Source organism: Kaistia soli DSM 19436, from assembly GCF_900129325.1.
Taxonomy (GTDB): domain Bacteria; phylum Pseudomonadota; class Alphaproteobacteria; order Rhizobiales; family Kaistiaceae; genus Kaistia; species Kaistia soli.
Map to the genome: position 1 here is coordinate 750,493 of NZ_FQUP01000002.1, position 13,311 is coordinate 763,803.

Consider the following 13,311-nt stretch of genomic DNA (forward strand, 5'->3'; position numbering starts at 1 on the left):
GGGCGGGATTACTCGATGATGGACTACGAAACCTTGCGGCACTTCGCCGATAGCTGGGGCCTCGTCTATATGGTGGCGATCTTCCTGGCCGTGATCGTCTTCATTTTCCGCCCCGGAGCCAAGGCAGAGGCGCGCGATGCCGCCCAGATCCCGTTCCGCGACCCGACCGGCGAGGACAGAAAGCCATGAAGCAGCCCGACGTCGACCATCTGAGCGGCATCGAGACGACCGGCCATGAATGGGACGGCATCAAGGAACTGAACAATCCGCTGCCGCGCTGGTGGCTGTGGACGTTCTATGCCTGCATCGCCTTCGCGCTCGTCTATTCGGTCCTCTTTCCAGCCTGGCCGCTCATCGGCGGGGGGACGCCTGGCCTGCTTGGCTATTCGACCCGCGGCGAGTTCCATCGCGAGGTCGCGGCGGCGCAATCCGAACAGGCGGCCAACCTGGCGAAGATCGCCGCCATGCCTGTCGCGGTGATCGCGGCCGATCCGGCGCTCGCCGCCTTCGCTTCGGCCGGCGGTGCCTCGGCCTTCAAAGTCTACTGCTCGCAGTGCCACGGTTCCGGCGCCGAGGGTGGTGTGGGCTATCCGAACCTCAATGACGACGAGTGGATTTGGGGCGGCTCGATCGACCAGATCTACCAGACCATCGCTCATGGTGCCCGGTCGCTCGGTGACGACCAGACGCATGACAGCATCATGCCGAATTTCGGCAGCGACGGCATCCTGACGCGAGACCAGATTCGCTCCGTCGCTCTCTATGTCGCATCGCTCTCCGGCCTAGCCGGCGGCGAGAAGACGCCCGAGGGTGAGCAGCTCTACGCGCAGAACTGCGCCGCCTGCCATGGGCCCGACGCCAAGGGACTGCAGGCGATGGGCGGGCCAAACCTCACCAATGCGATATGGCTCTATCGCGGCTCGGTCGATGGCATCGTCGCGCAGATCAATCATCCCCGCCTCGGCATGATGCCGGCATGGGGCGCCAAGCTCGGCGATGTGACGGTGAAGGAACTCGCCGTCTATGTGCATGGGCTTGGCGGCGGGCAGTAACACAAAGCCGGCAAAGTGCGACCATGACCGGGCGGTCGCGCCGTCCGGTCCTTTGACACAGGTCAAGGCCGGATGAGGCTTCGGATGCGACGGTGTGTCGTCCCATGGAGATCAGCAGGTGACCCTATCCGACGCTACGGATCAGGACGGCCATTCGGCCGCTGAGCGTTTCAGCGTCGAGGCCGTCAATTCGCAGAAGATCCGCCAGCCGCTCTATGCGCCGCGTCGCAAGATCTTCCCGAAGCGCGCCTCCGGCACATTCCGCCGCTTCAAATGGCTGGTGATGCTGCTGACGCTCGGCATCTACTACCTGACGCCGTTCCTGCGCTGGGATCGGGGACCGTTCGCGCCCGACCAGGCGGTGATGGTCGATCTTGCCAACCGGCGCTTCTATTTCTTCTTCATCGAGATATGGCCTCAGGAATTCTACTACGTCGCCGGGCTCCTGATCATGGCCGGCGTCGGGCTCTTCCTGATCACCTCGACGGTCGGCCGTGCCTGGTGCGGCTATACCTGCCCGCAGACGGTGTGGGTCGATCTGTTTCTCGTGGTCGAACGCGCCATCGAGGGCGATCGCAATGCGCGCATCAAGCTGGACGGCGCCCCCTGGTCGCTCAACAAGGCGGCGAAGCGGGTCTCCAAGCATGTGATCTGGCTGGTGATCGGCGTCGTCACAGGCGGCGCCTGGATCCTTTATTTCGCCGACGCGCCGACGCTCATCCGCAGTTTCGCGCGGTTCGAGGCGCCGTCGGTCGCCTATATGACAGTCGGCATCCTGGCTGCAACAACGTATGTATTCGGCGGCCTGATGCGTGAGCAGGTCTGCACCTATATGTGCCCTTGGCCGCGCATCCAGGCAGCGATGCTCGACGAATACTCGCTGACCGTCACCTATAATGACTGGCGCGGCGAGCCGCGGACGCGCCATGCCAAGAAGGCGATCGCCGAGGGCCGGCCGGTCGGCGACTGCGTTGACTGCAATGCCTGTGTTGTCGTCTGTCCGATGGGCATCGACATCCGCGACGGTCAGCAGCTTGAATGCATCACCTGTGCGCTCTGCATCGATGCCTGCGACGGCGTGATGGACAAGCTCGGACGCGAGCGCGGGCTGATCTCCTATGCGACACTCAATGACTATAATGCCAACATGGTGCTCTCCGGCGCTTCGGCGACCACGCCGATCGAGCCGGCACGGGTGCGCAACCCTGCGACCGGCAAGCTCGTCGACGCGATCCGGCACACCACCTGGCGCTCGATCATACGCCCGCGCACATTGGTTTACTTCATGGTCTGGGCCGGCATCGGCGTTGCCATGCTCGTGGCGCTGTCGATGCGCTCAACGCTCGAGGTCAGTGTGCTGCATGACCGCAACCCGCAATATGTGCTGCTCTCCGACGGCTCGATCCGCAACGGCTACAAGGTCAAGATCAGCAATATGCGGCCGGAGCCGCGCGCCGTTACGCTGTCGGTGGAAGGCCTGCCGGGCGCGGCACTGACGAGTGCCGATGCTGCCGCACAGCCGGTTTCCTCGCTGACCTACCAGTTGCAGCCCGATGCCGTTCTCGAAACCCGGATCTTCGTTCGCGCCGCGCCCGGAGGCCTCGCCTCCAACAACGCGGATTTCACGCTGAAGGTCGAGACGGCGGATGGCGCCGCCGTCGTGGCGACTGACGCCAAGTTCGAAACGCCGAAGGAAACGCGCAGATGACCAGCAAAGCTCTCCGTGAACGCGAATTTACCGGCTGGCACATGCTGGCGGGAATGGGCGCTTTCTTCGGGGTCATCATCGGCGTCAACGTCTTCCTTGCCGTCTCGGCAAGCCGAACCTGGACGGGCCTCGTCGTCGAGAACTCCTATGTAGCGAGTCAAGAATTCAACGAGAAGGAACGTCTGGCCAAGGAACAGGCGGCGCTCGGCTGGCGTGCGGTGCTCACCTATGACGCCAGCCGCCTCCAGCTCGATATCCGCGACCGCGACGGCGCGCCGATCGATCTCGGCCCGGTGACGGTGGCACTGACCCGGCCGCTCGGAGATCACGAGGATCGCACCGTTCCGTTGTTCCGCGGCACCAACGGCGTCTATTCGGCTGTCATCGACCTACCGCATGGTGTCTGGAACGCCGTCAGTGCCGCGCCGGGCACGCCACATGGCGCCTTCGAACAGCACAGCCGTCTGATGATTCGCTGAGAGGATGGTTCTGATGCCAGTCAGCGCGATCATGGACACGCCCAGCCCAGGCATCGCCGAGCCGGCATCCGACGAGACCGAAGCGCTGCTGGCGCTGAGCCGATCCGCCGGCGCCGAGGCGCGCCAGATCGAATTCGCTGTGCCGGACGCTTATTGCGTCACCTGCATTAACGCGATCGAGAACGGGCTCTCGCGACTGCCGCAGGTGGTCAGCGCCCGCGTGAACCTCTCGCAGCGCTGGGTGCGGGTGGTCTTCACGCCGGAAAGGGGCTCCGTGCTTGATTTGCCGCGCGCCATCCGCGCCAGCGGATACCGCACCCATGCGCTGGATCCGGTGGCCGACAATCGCCAGGACCACGCGTTGCACGAACTGATCCGCTGCATGGCCGTCGCGGGCTTTGCCGCCGGCAACATCATGCTGTTCTCGGTTTCGATCTGGTCGGGAGCCGATGCGGCGACGCGCGACATGTTCCACTGGATCTCGGCACTGATCGCGCTGCCGGCCATCGCCTATGCGGGACGCCCGTTCTTCCGCTCGGCCTTTGCCGCGCTGCGGGTTGGTCGAACCAATATGGACGTTCCGATCAGCATTGGCGTCGTTCTGGCAACGCTGCTCAGCATCTGGGAGACGGTGCATTCCGGCGCGCATGCCTATTTCGACGCCTCGACCATGCTGCTCTTCTTCCTGCTGGTCGGCCGCACCTTCGATCACCTGATGCGTGAGAAGGCGCGCGGCGCGATCGCCAATCTTGCGAGGCTCACGCCGCGCGGGGCCATGCGCTGGTTTCCTGATGGGACGACGACTTATGTTCCGGTCGAGGATGTCGTGCCCGGCATGGAACTGCTGCTGCGCGCGGGCGAACGCGTTCCGGTCGATTGCCGGGTTATCGAGGGCAGGGGCGATGTCGACCTCTCGATCGTGACGGGCGAGTCGGCGGCTGTCAGCATTGGGCCGGGCGCCAGCCTGGCGGCAGGTGCGATCAATCTCGCCGCCGCCTTGAAGGTCGAAGCCGAACGGCCGGTGTCGGAATCGTTCCTGTCGCAGATGGCGACACTGATGGAGACGGCCGAGGCCAGTCGCACAGCGCATCGCCGCATCGCGGATCGCGCCGCCGCCATCTATGCACCCGCCGTCCACGCTTTCGCTATCGCCACATTTCTCGGCTGGGGCCTCCTGGCCGGAGATTGGCATGAGGCTCTGATGAGTGCCGTCGCCGTGCTGATCATCACCTGTCCCTGCGCGCTGGCGCTCGCCGTGCCGATCGTCCACGCTGTTGCGGCGGGCAGGCTGTTCCGCAACGGCATCATGATGCGCGACGGTACGGCGCTCGAGCGCGCCGCAGCCGTGACCGATATCGCCTTCGACAAGACCGGCACGCTGACCCTCGGTGCCGTCCGCTATGACGGCCAGGTGTCCGGCGATCCCGCTATGCTGCCGATTGCCGCCAATCTCGCGGGGCACAGTCGGCATCCGCTCGCCGCGGCACTCCTTGCCGCCTCGCCGGCTGCGCCGCTTCCAGCCGACGAGTTCCATGAGATACCGGGTCAGGGGATCGAGGCTCTAGCGGATGGCGTCTGGTGGCGGCTTGGCAGCGCCCCTTTCTGCGGCGGCCCCCAGGCTGCGGCAGGGGACGGGACGGAGGCCTGCCTTGGCCGCGACGGGCGCGTCGTCGCCGTCTTCCGCTTCGTCGACGCGATCCGACCCGACGCAGCCAGCGCCGTGGCGACGCTCAAGGCGGCAGGCAAGAGGGTCGAAATGCTGTCCGGAGACGGCCCCGCGACGGTTGAATCCGTGGCCGAGGCGCTCGCCATCGAGCAAGCTTCCGCGCGCCTTTCGCCCGAGGCCAAGCTGGTGATCCTGAAGGGTCAAGCCGAGGCGGGACGCCGGGTCATGATGGTGGGAGACGGCATCAATGACGCGCCGGCGCTGCGCGCCGCCCATGTCTCGATGGCTCCCTCCTCGGCGAGCGATATCGGGCGTAGCGCCGCCGACTTCGTCTTCACCAATGGTCGGCTCGCGAGCGTGCCCTTCGTGCTGGACATCGCGCGGCGCGCCGATCGTCTGGTGCGGGAAAATCTCGTCCTGGCGATCGGCTACAACACGCTCGCACTGCCGCTTGCGGTCGCCGGCCATGTCACGCCGCTCGTCGCCGCGGTCGCGATGTCGACATCCTCGGTGCTGGTCGTCGCCAATGCGCTGCGGCTCAACCTCGGCACAAACCTCGTTCAGCCGGAAGAAGCGGTACCGGCTTGGCGACAGGCGGAGGCTGCAAGAACATGAACGGTCTCGTCATCCTCATTCCGGCCGCGATCTGCCTGGGACTGCTGGCGCTGGTCACCTTCCTCTGGTCGCTCAAGACAGGCCAATATGACGACCTCAAGGGCGCCAGCGAACGCATTCTCGACGACGAAGCGCCGATCCGCAGAGTCGATGGAAAATAGCGCCGATTCCTGCGCAATCCGTCCCTAGTCAAAGACATCATCCGGCATAGGCGACGGTAGGATTTTCGATCGTAATGACAAAATATACGTTTTGCCTTGCAAGTCGAACGGATAGGGCCTATATCCAATCCATCGATGTTTCTTGTTGAATTTTGTTATGGCGCGATGAGCGCCTCTGGCGAAACTCCCCGATCAAATCGATGTCTCTACGGCGTTCGGCGCGTTGCCGCACGACGAATCTCTTTGTCGATTGAAAGGAAATCGTCATGAGTGTTGGAACCGTTAAGTTCTTCAATGCCACCAAGGGTTTTGGCTTCATTCAGCCGGACAACGGCGGCGCGGACGTGTTCGTCCACATCTCCGCTATCGAGCGCGCCGGCATGCGTTCGGTCTCCGAAGGTCAGAAGCTCAGCTTCGACGTCGTGACCGACAGCCGCAGCGGCAAGAGCGCAGCCGAGAATATCCAGGCAGCGTAAGGATTTCGCTTCTGACCTTTGACCACGGATGTACTGGCGGCGGTCATTGAGGCGTATCAGAGAAGGTCGGGCTTGCCCGGCCTTTTTCATTGTTGGAAGAAGGAGGGCGGAATGAAACTCAACCCCGAATCCGAACCAATCAAGAAGGCCCCCTCGCGCATGGAGGCCAAGAATGAGCAGACGACGAAGGCAGCGCGCCTGATCATCGACGGCGAATTGTCGAAGCGGGTCGCAAAGACCGAGCGCCTGCGTGCGATGCGCCTTGCCCAAGAGGCGGTTGACGCCGCCGCCGCGGAGGCCGCGCCCAAAAAGCCGGCCAAGACGCCGCGTAAGAAGGTTGCAGCCGCCAAGGCTTAGGTCTCAGGCGGGCTCCGGCCCGCCGAGGCATCAGCGCGCCTTCAGGCCGCTGCGAACAATCCGGCGTCATCGCGGACGGCATTGCCTGACTGGAGCACCGCGACGACGCGGTTCGCATGCTGCGAGAAGCAGGCAAGCCCGTCGAACGGATTGGCGTCGAGCACGACGAGATCGGCAAACGCCCCCGGCGAGATCTCGCCGACAAGCCCTTCCATGCGGACGATCTTCGCGTTGTTGATCGTCGCATGGCGCAGCGCCTCGGCAGGACCGCAGACTTTCTCGTGAATCATCAGCCCGTCGCCTTGATAGGTCTTGGGCGACCAGCAGAGATCGGTGCCGTAGCCGACATTGACCCCGGCCTCCAGCGCGATCTCCAGCGAGCGCAGGCCGCTCGCCAGCACCTCCGCATTCTTCTCGATATTTTCGGCGGTGAAGCCGAAGCCCGGGCCGTATTTCGCGTCCGCCTCATAGGTGATCAGCGTCGGCACCAGATGCGCATTCTTGTCGTGCATCAGCTTCGCCGTCTCGGTTGAAACGAAATTGCCGTGCTCGATCGAGCGCACGCCGACGCCAACGGCGCGGCGGATACCGATATCGCTGTAGACATGCGCCATTACATAGCGGTCGACGCGCTCAGCCTCCTCGACGATGACCGAAATCTCCTCGACCGAATATTGCGGGTGGCGGAGCTTGTCGCCGGGTGAGGAAACGCCGCCGCCGGCCATGATCTTGATGTGATCGACGCCTTGGCGAAGGTTCTCGCGGACCGCCTTGCGGACCTCGTCGATCCCATCGCAGACGCATGTGAGGCCGCCAAGCGCCTCCTGGCAGTTACAGGTTTCCGCACGGCCGCGATGGTCGCCATGGCCACCGGTCTGGGACAGCACGCGGCCCGCTACGAAGAGGCGCGGCCCCTTGAACAGCCCCTTTTCGACGGCCGCCCTGTGACCGGAATCGGCGCCGCCGGCGTCGCGCACGGTGGTGAAGCCGCGATGCAGCATGCCTTCGAGGTGCCGGCCGGCCCGCGCCGTCATCTCCGAAGGCAAGATCGAGCGGCCGTCGCTGAATTGCCCGATGAAGACATGTGCGTGGCAGTCGATGAGACCCGGCGAAAGATAGCGCCCGCCGAGCGACACGCGCGGCAAGGCGGTGTCGAGATCCTGAACCTCGGTAATGGCGGCGATCTTGCCGCCGCTGATCGTCACCGCACGGTCGTGAAGAATCGTCCCGCTGACGACATCGACGATTTCAGCATCGACAAGCGCATAATCATGACTTGGCATAGGTCTCAACCTTCACAGGCTCGATCGGCGACGCCGCCGGATCCACATAGCCATTGGCGATATCATAGGCAGCGGCGCCAGGGTCGCGCACGGCCGGATCACCCCAACCCGATCCGCCGGCGCTGTAGTTCACGAAGCGCTCGTTCTCTTTAAGTACGGCACGATACATGCCGACTCTCTTCTCGCGCGCTTCGTCCGGCCAGAGCACCATATGGTTCTGCACCGGAGAAGGCTGGCCGCCCTCCAGCCCCCAGCCGCCGGTCTTCGATTTTTTCTTCATCGAGATGATCTCGGTCTCGCCGACCATGCGGACCGCGCGGCGCACGCCGAGGCCGCCGCGATAGCGCCCCTTGCCGCCGGAGTTTGGGATCAATTCAAGGCCTTCGTGGAAAAGATTGGCCTGCCGCTCCAGAACTTCGATCGGCGTGTTGCGGACCGTGCTGGTGGAGGGGTGCTGCAAGGCCGTCGCGCCATCATGGCGATAAGTGGCGCCCCAGCCGATGCCCTCATTGTTGCTGATGACGTAGCTTTTGCCAGTCCGGTGATGGCGTCCGATCGCCATGAAGCCCGGCTCGTCGCCGCCAGAGGCCATCGGCAGCCAGTCGATCGCAGGCGCCAGCGCCTTCGCGATGAGTTCGAAAGCGACCATGTGGGTCCACGGCATATAGGTCGAGGACGGATAGACCGCATGGAAGAGATTGCCCGGATCGGCGCGGACATCGAGCGCCATGAAGTTGCCGTGGTTGCTCGGCGTATCGGGCGAGGTCAGGAACTTGAAATAGGTCTTGGCCATCGAGATCGTCGCGCCGAACGGCACATTGACCGGGCCCGGCACGATCGGATCGGACCTGTTGTAGTCGACGGTCATGCGATCGTCGGTGATGGTGACGTCCACCGCCATCTTGATCATGCGCTCACTAACGCCGTCGTCGTCGAGCCATTCCTCCGCCGACCACGCACCCTTGGGCAGATGCTGGAGTGCCTGGCGCGACTTCTCGTCGGCATGGATGAAGAATGCCTCGATCGCGGCCAGAACGCGCTCGCGACCGAACTTGCGGTAAATGTCGCGCACCGAGGCTTCGCCGGTCCGCAGGCACGCGACCTGCGCGCCGAAATCGCCACGGATCGCTTCCGGCAGGCGGGAATTCGCCTCCAGCACCTTCCAGAGGTCTGCGTCGAGCTTGCCCTCCTTGATGATGCGCACGCCGGGCAGGATCAGGCCTTCCTGGTGGATGTTGGTCGAGTCGATCACATAGCCAGGATCCTTGGCGCCGAGATCGAGCCAATGCGCGCGGACGCAGAGGAACATGTCGATCGCATCGCCATCGACGAAGACCGGCGCCATCAGCAGCGCATCCGACATATGCGCCGAGTTCCAGTAGGGATAGTTGAGGATCACGACATCGCCCGGCCGAAGGCTCGCCATGTCCATGTTCTGGATCAGCATCTTCAGCGCATAGTCGTTACCGCCGATGAAGGACGTGATGCCGGCCGCCTCGGCCACCATGCGCCCCTCGGCATCTGCGATCGAGATGCCGAAATCCAGCACCTCATAGATCACCGCGTTGAAGGCGGTGCGCACCAAAGTGCGCCGCATCTGCTCTGCCGCCGAGAAGAACAGGGCCGAGATAATCTCGGTTTCGGCTGCCTTGCTGATGGTCATGTCATGCCTCCAACGCTGAAGCGGAATCGCGGCGGCGAACCGAGATCATGCCGTATTCGTCGACGCTGAGCGTCTGGTTGCCATGGATTGCGAGCGACGATCCCTCGTCGATCACGAGCATCGGTCCCGGATAGGTGCGCAGCGGTTCGAGCGTGTCGCGGCTGATCTTTTCACAATCGACCATCGCGCCAGACGCCTGATCGAAAAGACGGTGCGGTGCGGTCGGCGCGAGATGTGCACCCTGCGCAATTCGCGTCGAGAGATCGGGCTTTTCGGTGACCACGATCAGCTTCACCATCAGCGAGACGATCTCGGCGTCGCTGCCGAAGGTGTGGCCGAAGCGATCCTGATGGGTCTGCGAGAACCGCGCGAGGAAGTCGGCTGCCGTGTCGCGGCGCTCATAGGGAATGCTCAGCGTGTGCTCCTGGCCGGTGAAGCGGACGCGCGCGAAATAGGTGACTGCCGGCTCGACTGGTCGGCCGACTTTCTCCGCTAGCGCCGCAGTGCTGCGTCCTGCCAGTGCTTCGGCTGTCGCGTCGAGCCGTGACATCGTGCCGGCGTCGATCGTTTCAAGCACCGAGACGCTGTCGCTGAAGGAAAGGTCGCTCGCCAGCATGCCCCAGGCCGAGAACACCGAGGGTAGCGGCGGAATGACGAGTTCCGGCATTTCGAGTTCGTTCTGCAGCATCGGACCCAGCAGCGGGCCACAGCCGCCGAAACCGAGCATCGAGAACTCGCCGGGATCGAGCCCCCGCTCCAGCATCATCTCCTTGATCGAGGACGCGGTGCGCGAGATCAGCACGTCGAACACCGAGCGCGCGGCCTCCTCGAGCGGAATACCAAGGGGCGCGCAGATGGTCTCTTCAAGCGCGGTGACCGCGCGGTCATGCGCGACATTCATTGCGCCGCCCATGAAGTTGCCGGTGTCGATATAGCCGAGCACCACGGCAGCGTCGGTCACCGTGGCGCGCGTTCCGCCGCGGCCATAGCATGCGGGACCGGGAACGGCGCCGGCGCTTTCCGGGCCAACACGGAGAAGAGCATTGTCGATCCAGGCGATCGACCCGCCGCCAGCGCCGAGCGTCCGCAGATCGAAGATCGGCTGCAGGATCGGAAAATTCTCGATCCGCGCCTCGAACACATCCATCGGCTCGCCATCGACAATCAGGCACGCATCGAGACTGGTGCCGCCGACATCGACGGAGAGCACGTTGCGCCGCCCGGTCTCGCGCGCGACATGCAGCGCGCCGGAGACGCCGCCCGCCGGGCCGGAGAAGACGGTGGCGATCGGTTCGGCTTCGGCAAGGTCGAAGGTGAGCGCCCCGCCCGAAGAGTTCATGACGAATTTCTGGCCGGCGAAGCCCTGACGCTCCATGCCGGAGGAAACGCGGCCGAGATAGTTCTTCAGGACCGGCTTGATATAGGCGTCGAGCACGGCCGTGCTGGTGCGCTCATATTCGCGATACTCATTGGCGAGCAGCGCGCCGGCCGAGACTTCCAGTGCCGGATAAGCCTCGCGGATCAGAGCGACTGCCTCGTGCTCATGCGCGGTATTGGCATAGGCATGCAGGAAGCTGACGGCGATCGCCTCGCAGCCCGCTTCTTCGTGCAGCGCCCTTGCCGCAGCGACCACCGCGTCGCGATCGAGAGGTGTGACTTCCGTGCCCTCGAAGTTCATTCGTCCGTCGACGCCGATAATGTGCCGCCGCTCGACGATCTGCGGCGGCGGCTCGAGATCGAACTGGTACATATGCGCGAAGTCGACGGCGCCACGTCCGATCTCGAAGATGTCGCGGAACCCCGCATTGGTGATGATGCCAACCTTTGCACCTTTGCGTTCAAGGATGGCGTTGAGGCCAAGCGTCGTTCCGTGAACGAAATCCGAGATGTTGGCCGGTGGAAAGCCGAGCCGTCCCACGGCCGCCACCACGCCCTCGGCCGGATCATGCGGCGTCGTGGGCAGCTTGAATGCGGTCAGTAGCCTGTTCTGAAGGTCGAAGACGACGACGTCGATGAACGTACCGCCAATATCGATGGCCAGCTTGTATCGGCTCATTCCTGCCTCGGATCAGTAGACGGCATCGAGCAGCCGTGCCGTGTATTCGTTTTGCGGATGGTTGAGGACATCGCGCGCGAAACCCTCCTCGACGACGGCGCCCTGGTTCATGACATAGACGCGGTCGCAGAGGAGACGCACGACATTCACGTCATGCGAGATGAAGACGATGGTGAGGTCGCGCTCTCTGATCATGCGAACGAAGAGTTCGAGGATCTGCGCCTGGATCGAGACGTCGAGCGAAGAGAGCGGCTCGTCGAGGACCAGCAGTTCCGGCTCGACGGCGATGGCGCGCGCGATGGCGACGCGCTGGCGCTGGCCGCCGGAGAATTCATGCGGATAGCGGTCGCCGGCGTCGGCGGAAAGGCCGACCTCCTCCAGCAGCGCATTGGCGCGTTCGATCCGCTCTCTCCGTCCGAGATCGGGCCGATGCAGGATCAGGCTCTCCATGACGCTGCCGCGCACCGTGGCGCGAGGGTTGAGGCTGCCATAGGGATCCTGGAACACGATCTGAACGTCGGACTTGAAGGCAAACCGCTCTTTGCGCGTGTAGGAGGCGATGTCGCGGCCCTTGAAGCGATAGCTGCCGCCGTCATAGCTGGTGAGGCAGGTAATGATGTTGGCGACGGTCGACTTGCCGCTGCCGGATTCGCCGAGGATGCCGACCACCTCGCCGCGGCCGACGGCGATGTTGATGTCGCGCAGCGCGAAGCTGCGATTCTGCACGAAGAGCCGGCGCGCAAAGCTCTTCGCGACCCCCTTCAGTTCCACCATCGGGTTGCCCTCGCTCGCCATCTAGTGCACCCCCCGGCCGAGAATGCAGGCGCTGAAGATGGAGGCGGTTCCGGCGTTCTGCGGCAGGTCCGTCGTCCGGCAGGCCGTGACGACATAGGGGCACCGGGAGGCGAAGGCACAGCCCTTGAGGCCGAAGCCCGCCCCAACAGGCTCGCCGGGTATCGATCGAATATCGGCGAGGGTCTTTTCCCGCGTGGGGATGCAGTCGAACAGCGCCTCCGTATAGGGATGGATCGTGCTTTGGCCAATGTCGCCTGATGGGACGATGTTCAGCAACTGACCGCCATAGAGCACCGCGATGCGGCCGACGCTCTGGCGCAGCAATTCGAGATTGTGGCTGATCAGGATCACCGCGAGATCGTGCTTGCGGCTTCGATCGAGGATCAACTCGATGACGCGGCGCTGCGTAATCGCGTCGAGGGCGGTCGTCGGCTCATCGGCGACGAGAAGCTTCGGGTCTTGCGCGAGCGCGATGGCGAAGACCATTCGCTGGCGCATGCCGCCCGAGAACTGGTCGGGAAACTGGTTGAAGGCAAGCGCCGGTTCGGGAATGCCGACTTCGGCCATCAGGCCGATCGCCGCCTCGCGCGTTCGCTCCGCGCCCATCGGCCAGCCCTTGGCGAGATAGATCGCCTCGGTAATCTGCTTGCCGATCCGCATCGAGGGGTTGAGCGAGGAAAACGGATCCTGCGGCACGAAGCCGATGCTATGGCCGAGCAGCTTGCGCGCTTTGTTCGCATAGCCGTTTACCGGCAGATCCTGGCCGTTGAAGCGGACGCTGCCGCCTGCGACATAGGCATCATCTTGCAGGCCGAGCAGCGTGCGCGTCAGCAGCGTCTTGCCGGAACCGGACTCGCCGACGATGCCGAACACCTCGCGCGGTCGTACAGCAAGCGAGACGCCCGCTACCATGGTGCGGTTGCCGGTGCGGAGCGCGACCGAAACGTCCCGGATTTCGAGCAGCGGGCGATCAGTGGTAGGCGGGGCGAGGCTGGCCATG

13 protein-coding genes are annotated in these 13,311 nt (G+C 64.1%); 8 read left to right on the plus strand and 5 right to left on the minus strand.

The genetic code is table 11. The features are described 5' to 3' along the window. Positions 1-15: 15 nt before the first annotated feature. The 8 genes from BUB39_RS12985 (at position 16) to BUB39_RS13020 (ending at position 6,514) form a co-directional block, all read left to right on the plus strand. Positions 16-189 carry a CcoQ/FixQ family Cbb3-type cytochrome c oxidase assembly chaperone gene (locus BUB39_RS12985; protein ID WP_073053847.1) on the plus strand — a complete coding sequence of 58 codons (174 nt, stop codon included), beginning with the start codon at positions 16-18 and terminating at the stop codon, positions 187-189. Beyond that, positions 186-1,052 carry a cytochrome-c oxidase, cbb3-type subunit III gene (gene ccoP, locus BUB39_RS12990; RefSeq protein WP_073053849.1) on the plus strand — a complete coding sequence of 289 codons (867 nt, stop codon included), beginning with the start codon at positions 186-188 and terminating at the stop codon, positions 1,050-1,052. The genes BUB39_RS12985 and ccoP overlap by 4 nt, the downstream gene beginning before the upstream one ends. 118 nt (positions 1,053-1,170) lie before the next feature. Further along, entirely contained in the window at positions 1,171-2,760 is a 1,590-nt protein-coding gene (gene ccoG / locus BUB39_RS12995; RefSeq protein WP_073053851.1) for a cytochrome c oxidase accessory protein CcoG, read from the plus strand. Continuing rightward, a complete protein-coding gene (locus BUB39_RS13000; protein WP_073053854.1) occupies positions 2,757-3,239 on the plus strand; it encodes a FixH family protein in 483 nt (160 codons plus the stop codon). The genes ccoG and BUB39_RS13000 overlap by 4 nt, the downstream gene beginning before the upstream one ends. A gap of 13 nt (positions 3,240-3,252) precedes the next feature. Beyond that, positions 3,253-5,520 (plus strand): heavy metal translocating P-type ATPase, encoded by a 2,268-nt coding sequence (locus BUB39_RS13005; protein WP_073053856.1) that lies wholly within the window; start codon positions 3,253-3,255, stop codon positions 5,518-5,520. After that, complete coding sequence (ccoS, locus tag BUB39_RS13010) at positions 5,517-5,681, plus strand: cbb3-type cytochrome oxidase assembly protein CcoS (RefSeq protein ID WP_073053858.1); 165 nt, start codon at positions 5,517-5,519, stop codon at positions 5,679-5,681. Before BUB39_RS13005 ends, ccoS begins: the two co-directional genes overlap by 4 nt. A gap of 266 nt (positions 5,682-5,947) precedes the next feature. Then, the gene (locus tag BUB39_RS13015; protein ID WP_073053860.1) at positions 5,948-6,157 is read left to right on the plus strand and encodes a cold-shock protein; all 210 of its coding nucleotides are present in this window, start codon (positions 5,948-5,950) and stop codon (positions 6,155-6,157) included. Between the two features lie 18 nt (positions 6,158-6,175). Further along, on the plus strand, positions 6,176-6,514 hold the full coding sequence (locus tag BUB39_RS13020; protein ID WP_425292910.1) for a hypothetical protein: 339 nt from the start codon (positions 6,176-6,178) through the stop codon (positions 6,512-6,514). Between the two features lie 41 nt (positions 6,515-6,555). On the opposite strand, the gene BUB39_RS13025 is transcribed toward BUB39_RS13020, so the two are convergent. The 5 genes from BUB39_RS13025 to BUB39_RS13045 are packed head-to-tail and all read right to left on the minus strand — an operon-like array spanning position 6,556 to position 13,310. After that, positions 6,556-7,797 (minus strand): metal-dependent hydrolase family protein, encoded by a 1,242-nt coding sequence (locus BUB39_RS13025; RefSeq protein WP_073053864.1) that lies wholly within the window; start codon positions 7,795-7,797, stop codon positions 6,556-6,558. Beyond that, positions 7,784-9,460, minus strand: a complete 1,677-nt coding sequence (locus tag BUB39_RS13030) for a hydantoinase B/oxoprolinase family protein (RefSeq protein WP_073053866.1) — start codon at positions 9,458-9,460, stop codon at positions 7,784-7,786. Before BUB39_RS13030 ends, BUB39_RS13025 begins: the two co-directional genes overlap by 14 nt. A 1-nt stretch (position 9,461) precedes the next feature. After that, positions 9,462-11,516 (minus strand): hydantoinase/oxoprolinase family protein, encoded by a 2,055-nt coding sequence (locus tag BUB39_RS13035; protein WP_073053868.1) that lies wholly within the window; start codon positions 11,514-11,516, stop codon positions 9,462-9,464. Positions 11,517-11,528: 12 nt separating this feature from the next. Beyond that, positions 11,529-12,311 (minus strand): ABC transporter ATP-binding protein, encoded by a 783-nt coding sequence (locus BUB39_RS13040; protein WP_073053871.1) that lies wholly within the window; start codon positions 12,309-12,311, stop codon positions 11,529-11,531. Beyond that, a complete protein-coding gene (locus BUB39_RS13045) occupies positions 12,312-13,310 on the minus strand; it encodes an ABC transporter ATP-binding protein (protein WP_073053873.1) in 999 nt (332 codons plus the stop codon). Position 13,311 lies beyond the last annotated feature (1 nt).

What these genes read in the sequence shown, in the direction of transcription:
- BUB39_RS13000 (WP_073053854.1), top strand. Translation starts at nt 2,757, where the DNA reads ATGACCAGCAAAGCTCTCCGTGAACGCGAATTTACCGGCTGGCACATG.
- BUB39_RS13005 (WP_073053856.1), top strand. Translation starts at nt 3,253, where the DNA reads ATGCCAGTCAGCGCGATCATGGACACGCCCAGCCCAGGCATCGCCGAG.
- ccoP (WP_073053849.1), top strand. Translation starts at nt 186, where the DNA reads ATGAAGCAGCCCGACGTCGACCATCTGAGCGGCATCGAGACGACCGGC.
- BUB39_RS13030 (WP_073053866.1), bottom strand. Translation starts at nt 9,460, where the DNA reads ATGACCATCAGCAAGGCAGCCGAAACCGAGATTATCTCGGCCCTGTTC.
- BUB39_RS13015 (WP_073053860.1), top strand. Translation starts at nt 5,948, where the DNA reads ATGAGTGTTGGAACCGTTAAGTTCTTCAATGCCACCAAGGGTTTTGGC.
- ccoS (WP_073053858.1), top strand. Translation starts at nt 5,517, where the DNA reads ATGAACGGTCTCGTCATCCTCATTCCGGCCGCGATCTGCCTGGGACTG.
- BUB39_RS13045 (WP_073053873.1), bottom strand. Translation starts at nt 13,310, where the DNA reads ATGGCCAGCCTCGCCCCGCCTACCACTGATCGCCCGCTGCTCGAAATC.
- BUB39_RS13025 (WP_073053864.1), bottom strand. Translation starts at nt 7,797, where the DNA reads ATGCCAAGTCATGATTATGCGCTTGTCGATGCTGAAATCGTCGATGTC.
- BUB39_RS13040 (WP_073053871.1), bottom strand. Translation starts at nt 12,311, where the DNA reads ATGGCGAGCGAGGGCAACCCGATGGTGGAACTGAAGGGGGTCGCGAAG.
- BUB39_RS13035 (WP_073053868.1), bottom strand. Translation starts at nt 11,516, where the DNA reads ATGAGCCGATACAAGCTGGCCATCGATATTGGCGGTACGTTCATCGAC.
- BUB39_RS12985 (WP_073053847.1), top strand. Translation starts at nt 16, where the DNA reads ATGATGGACTACGAAACCTTGCGGCACTTCGCCGATAGCTGGGGCCTC.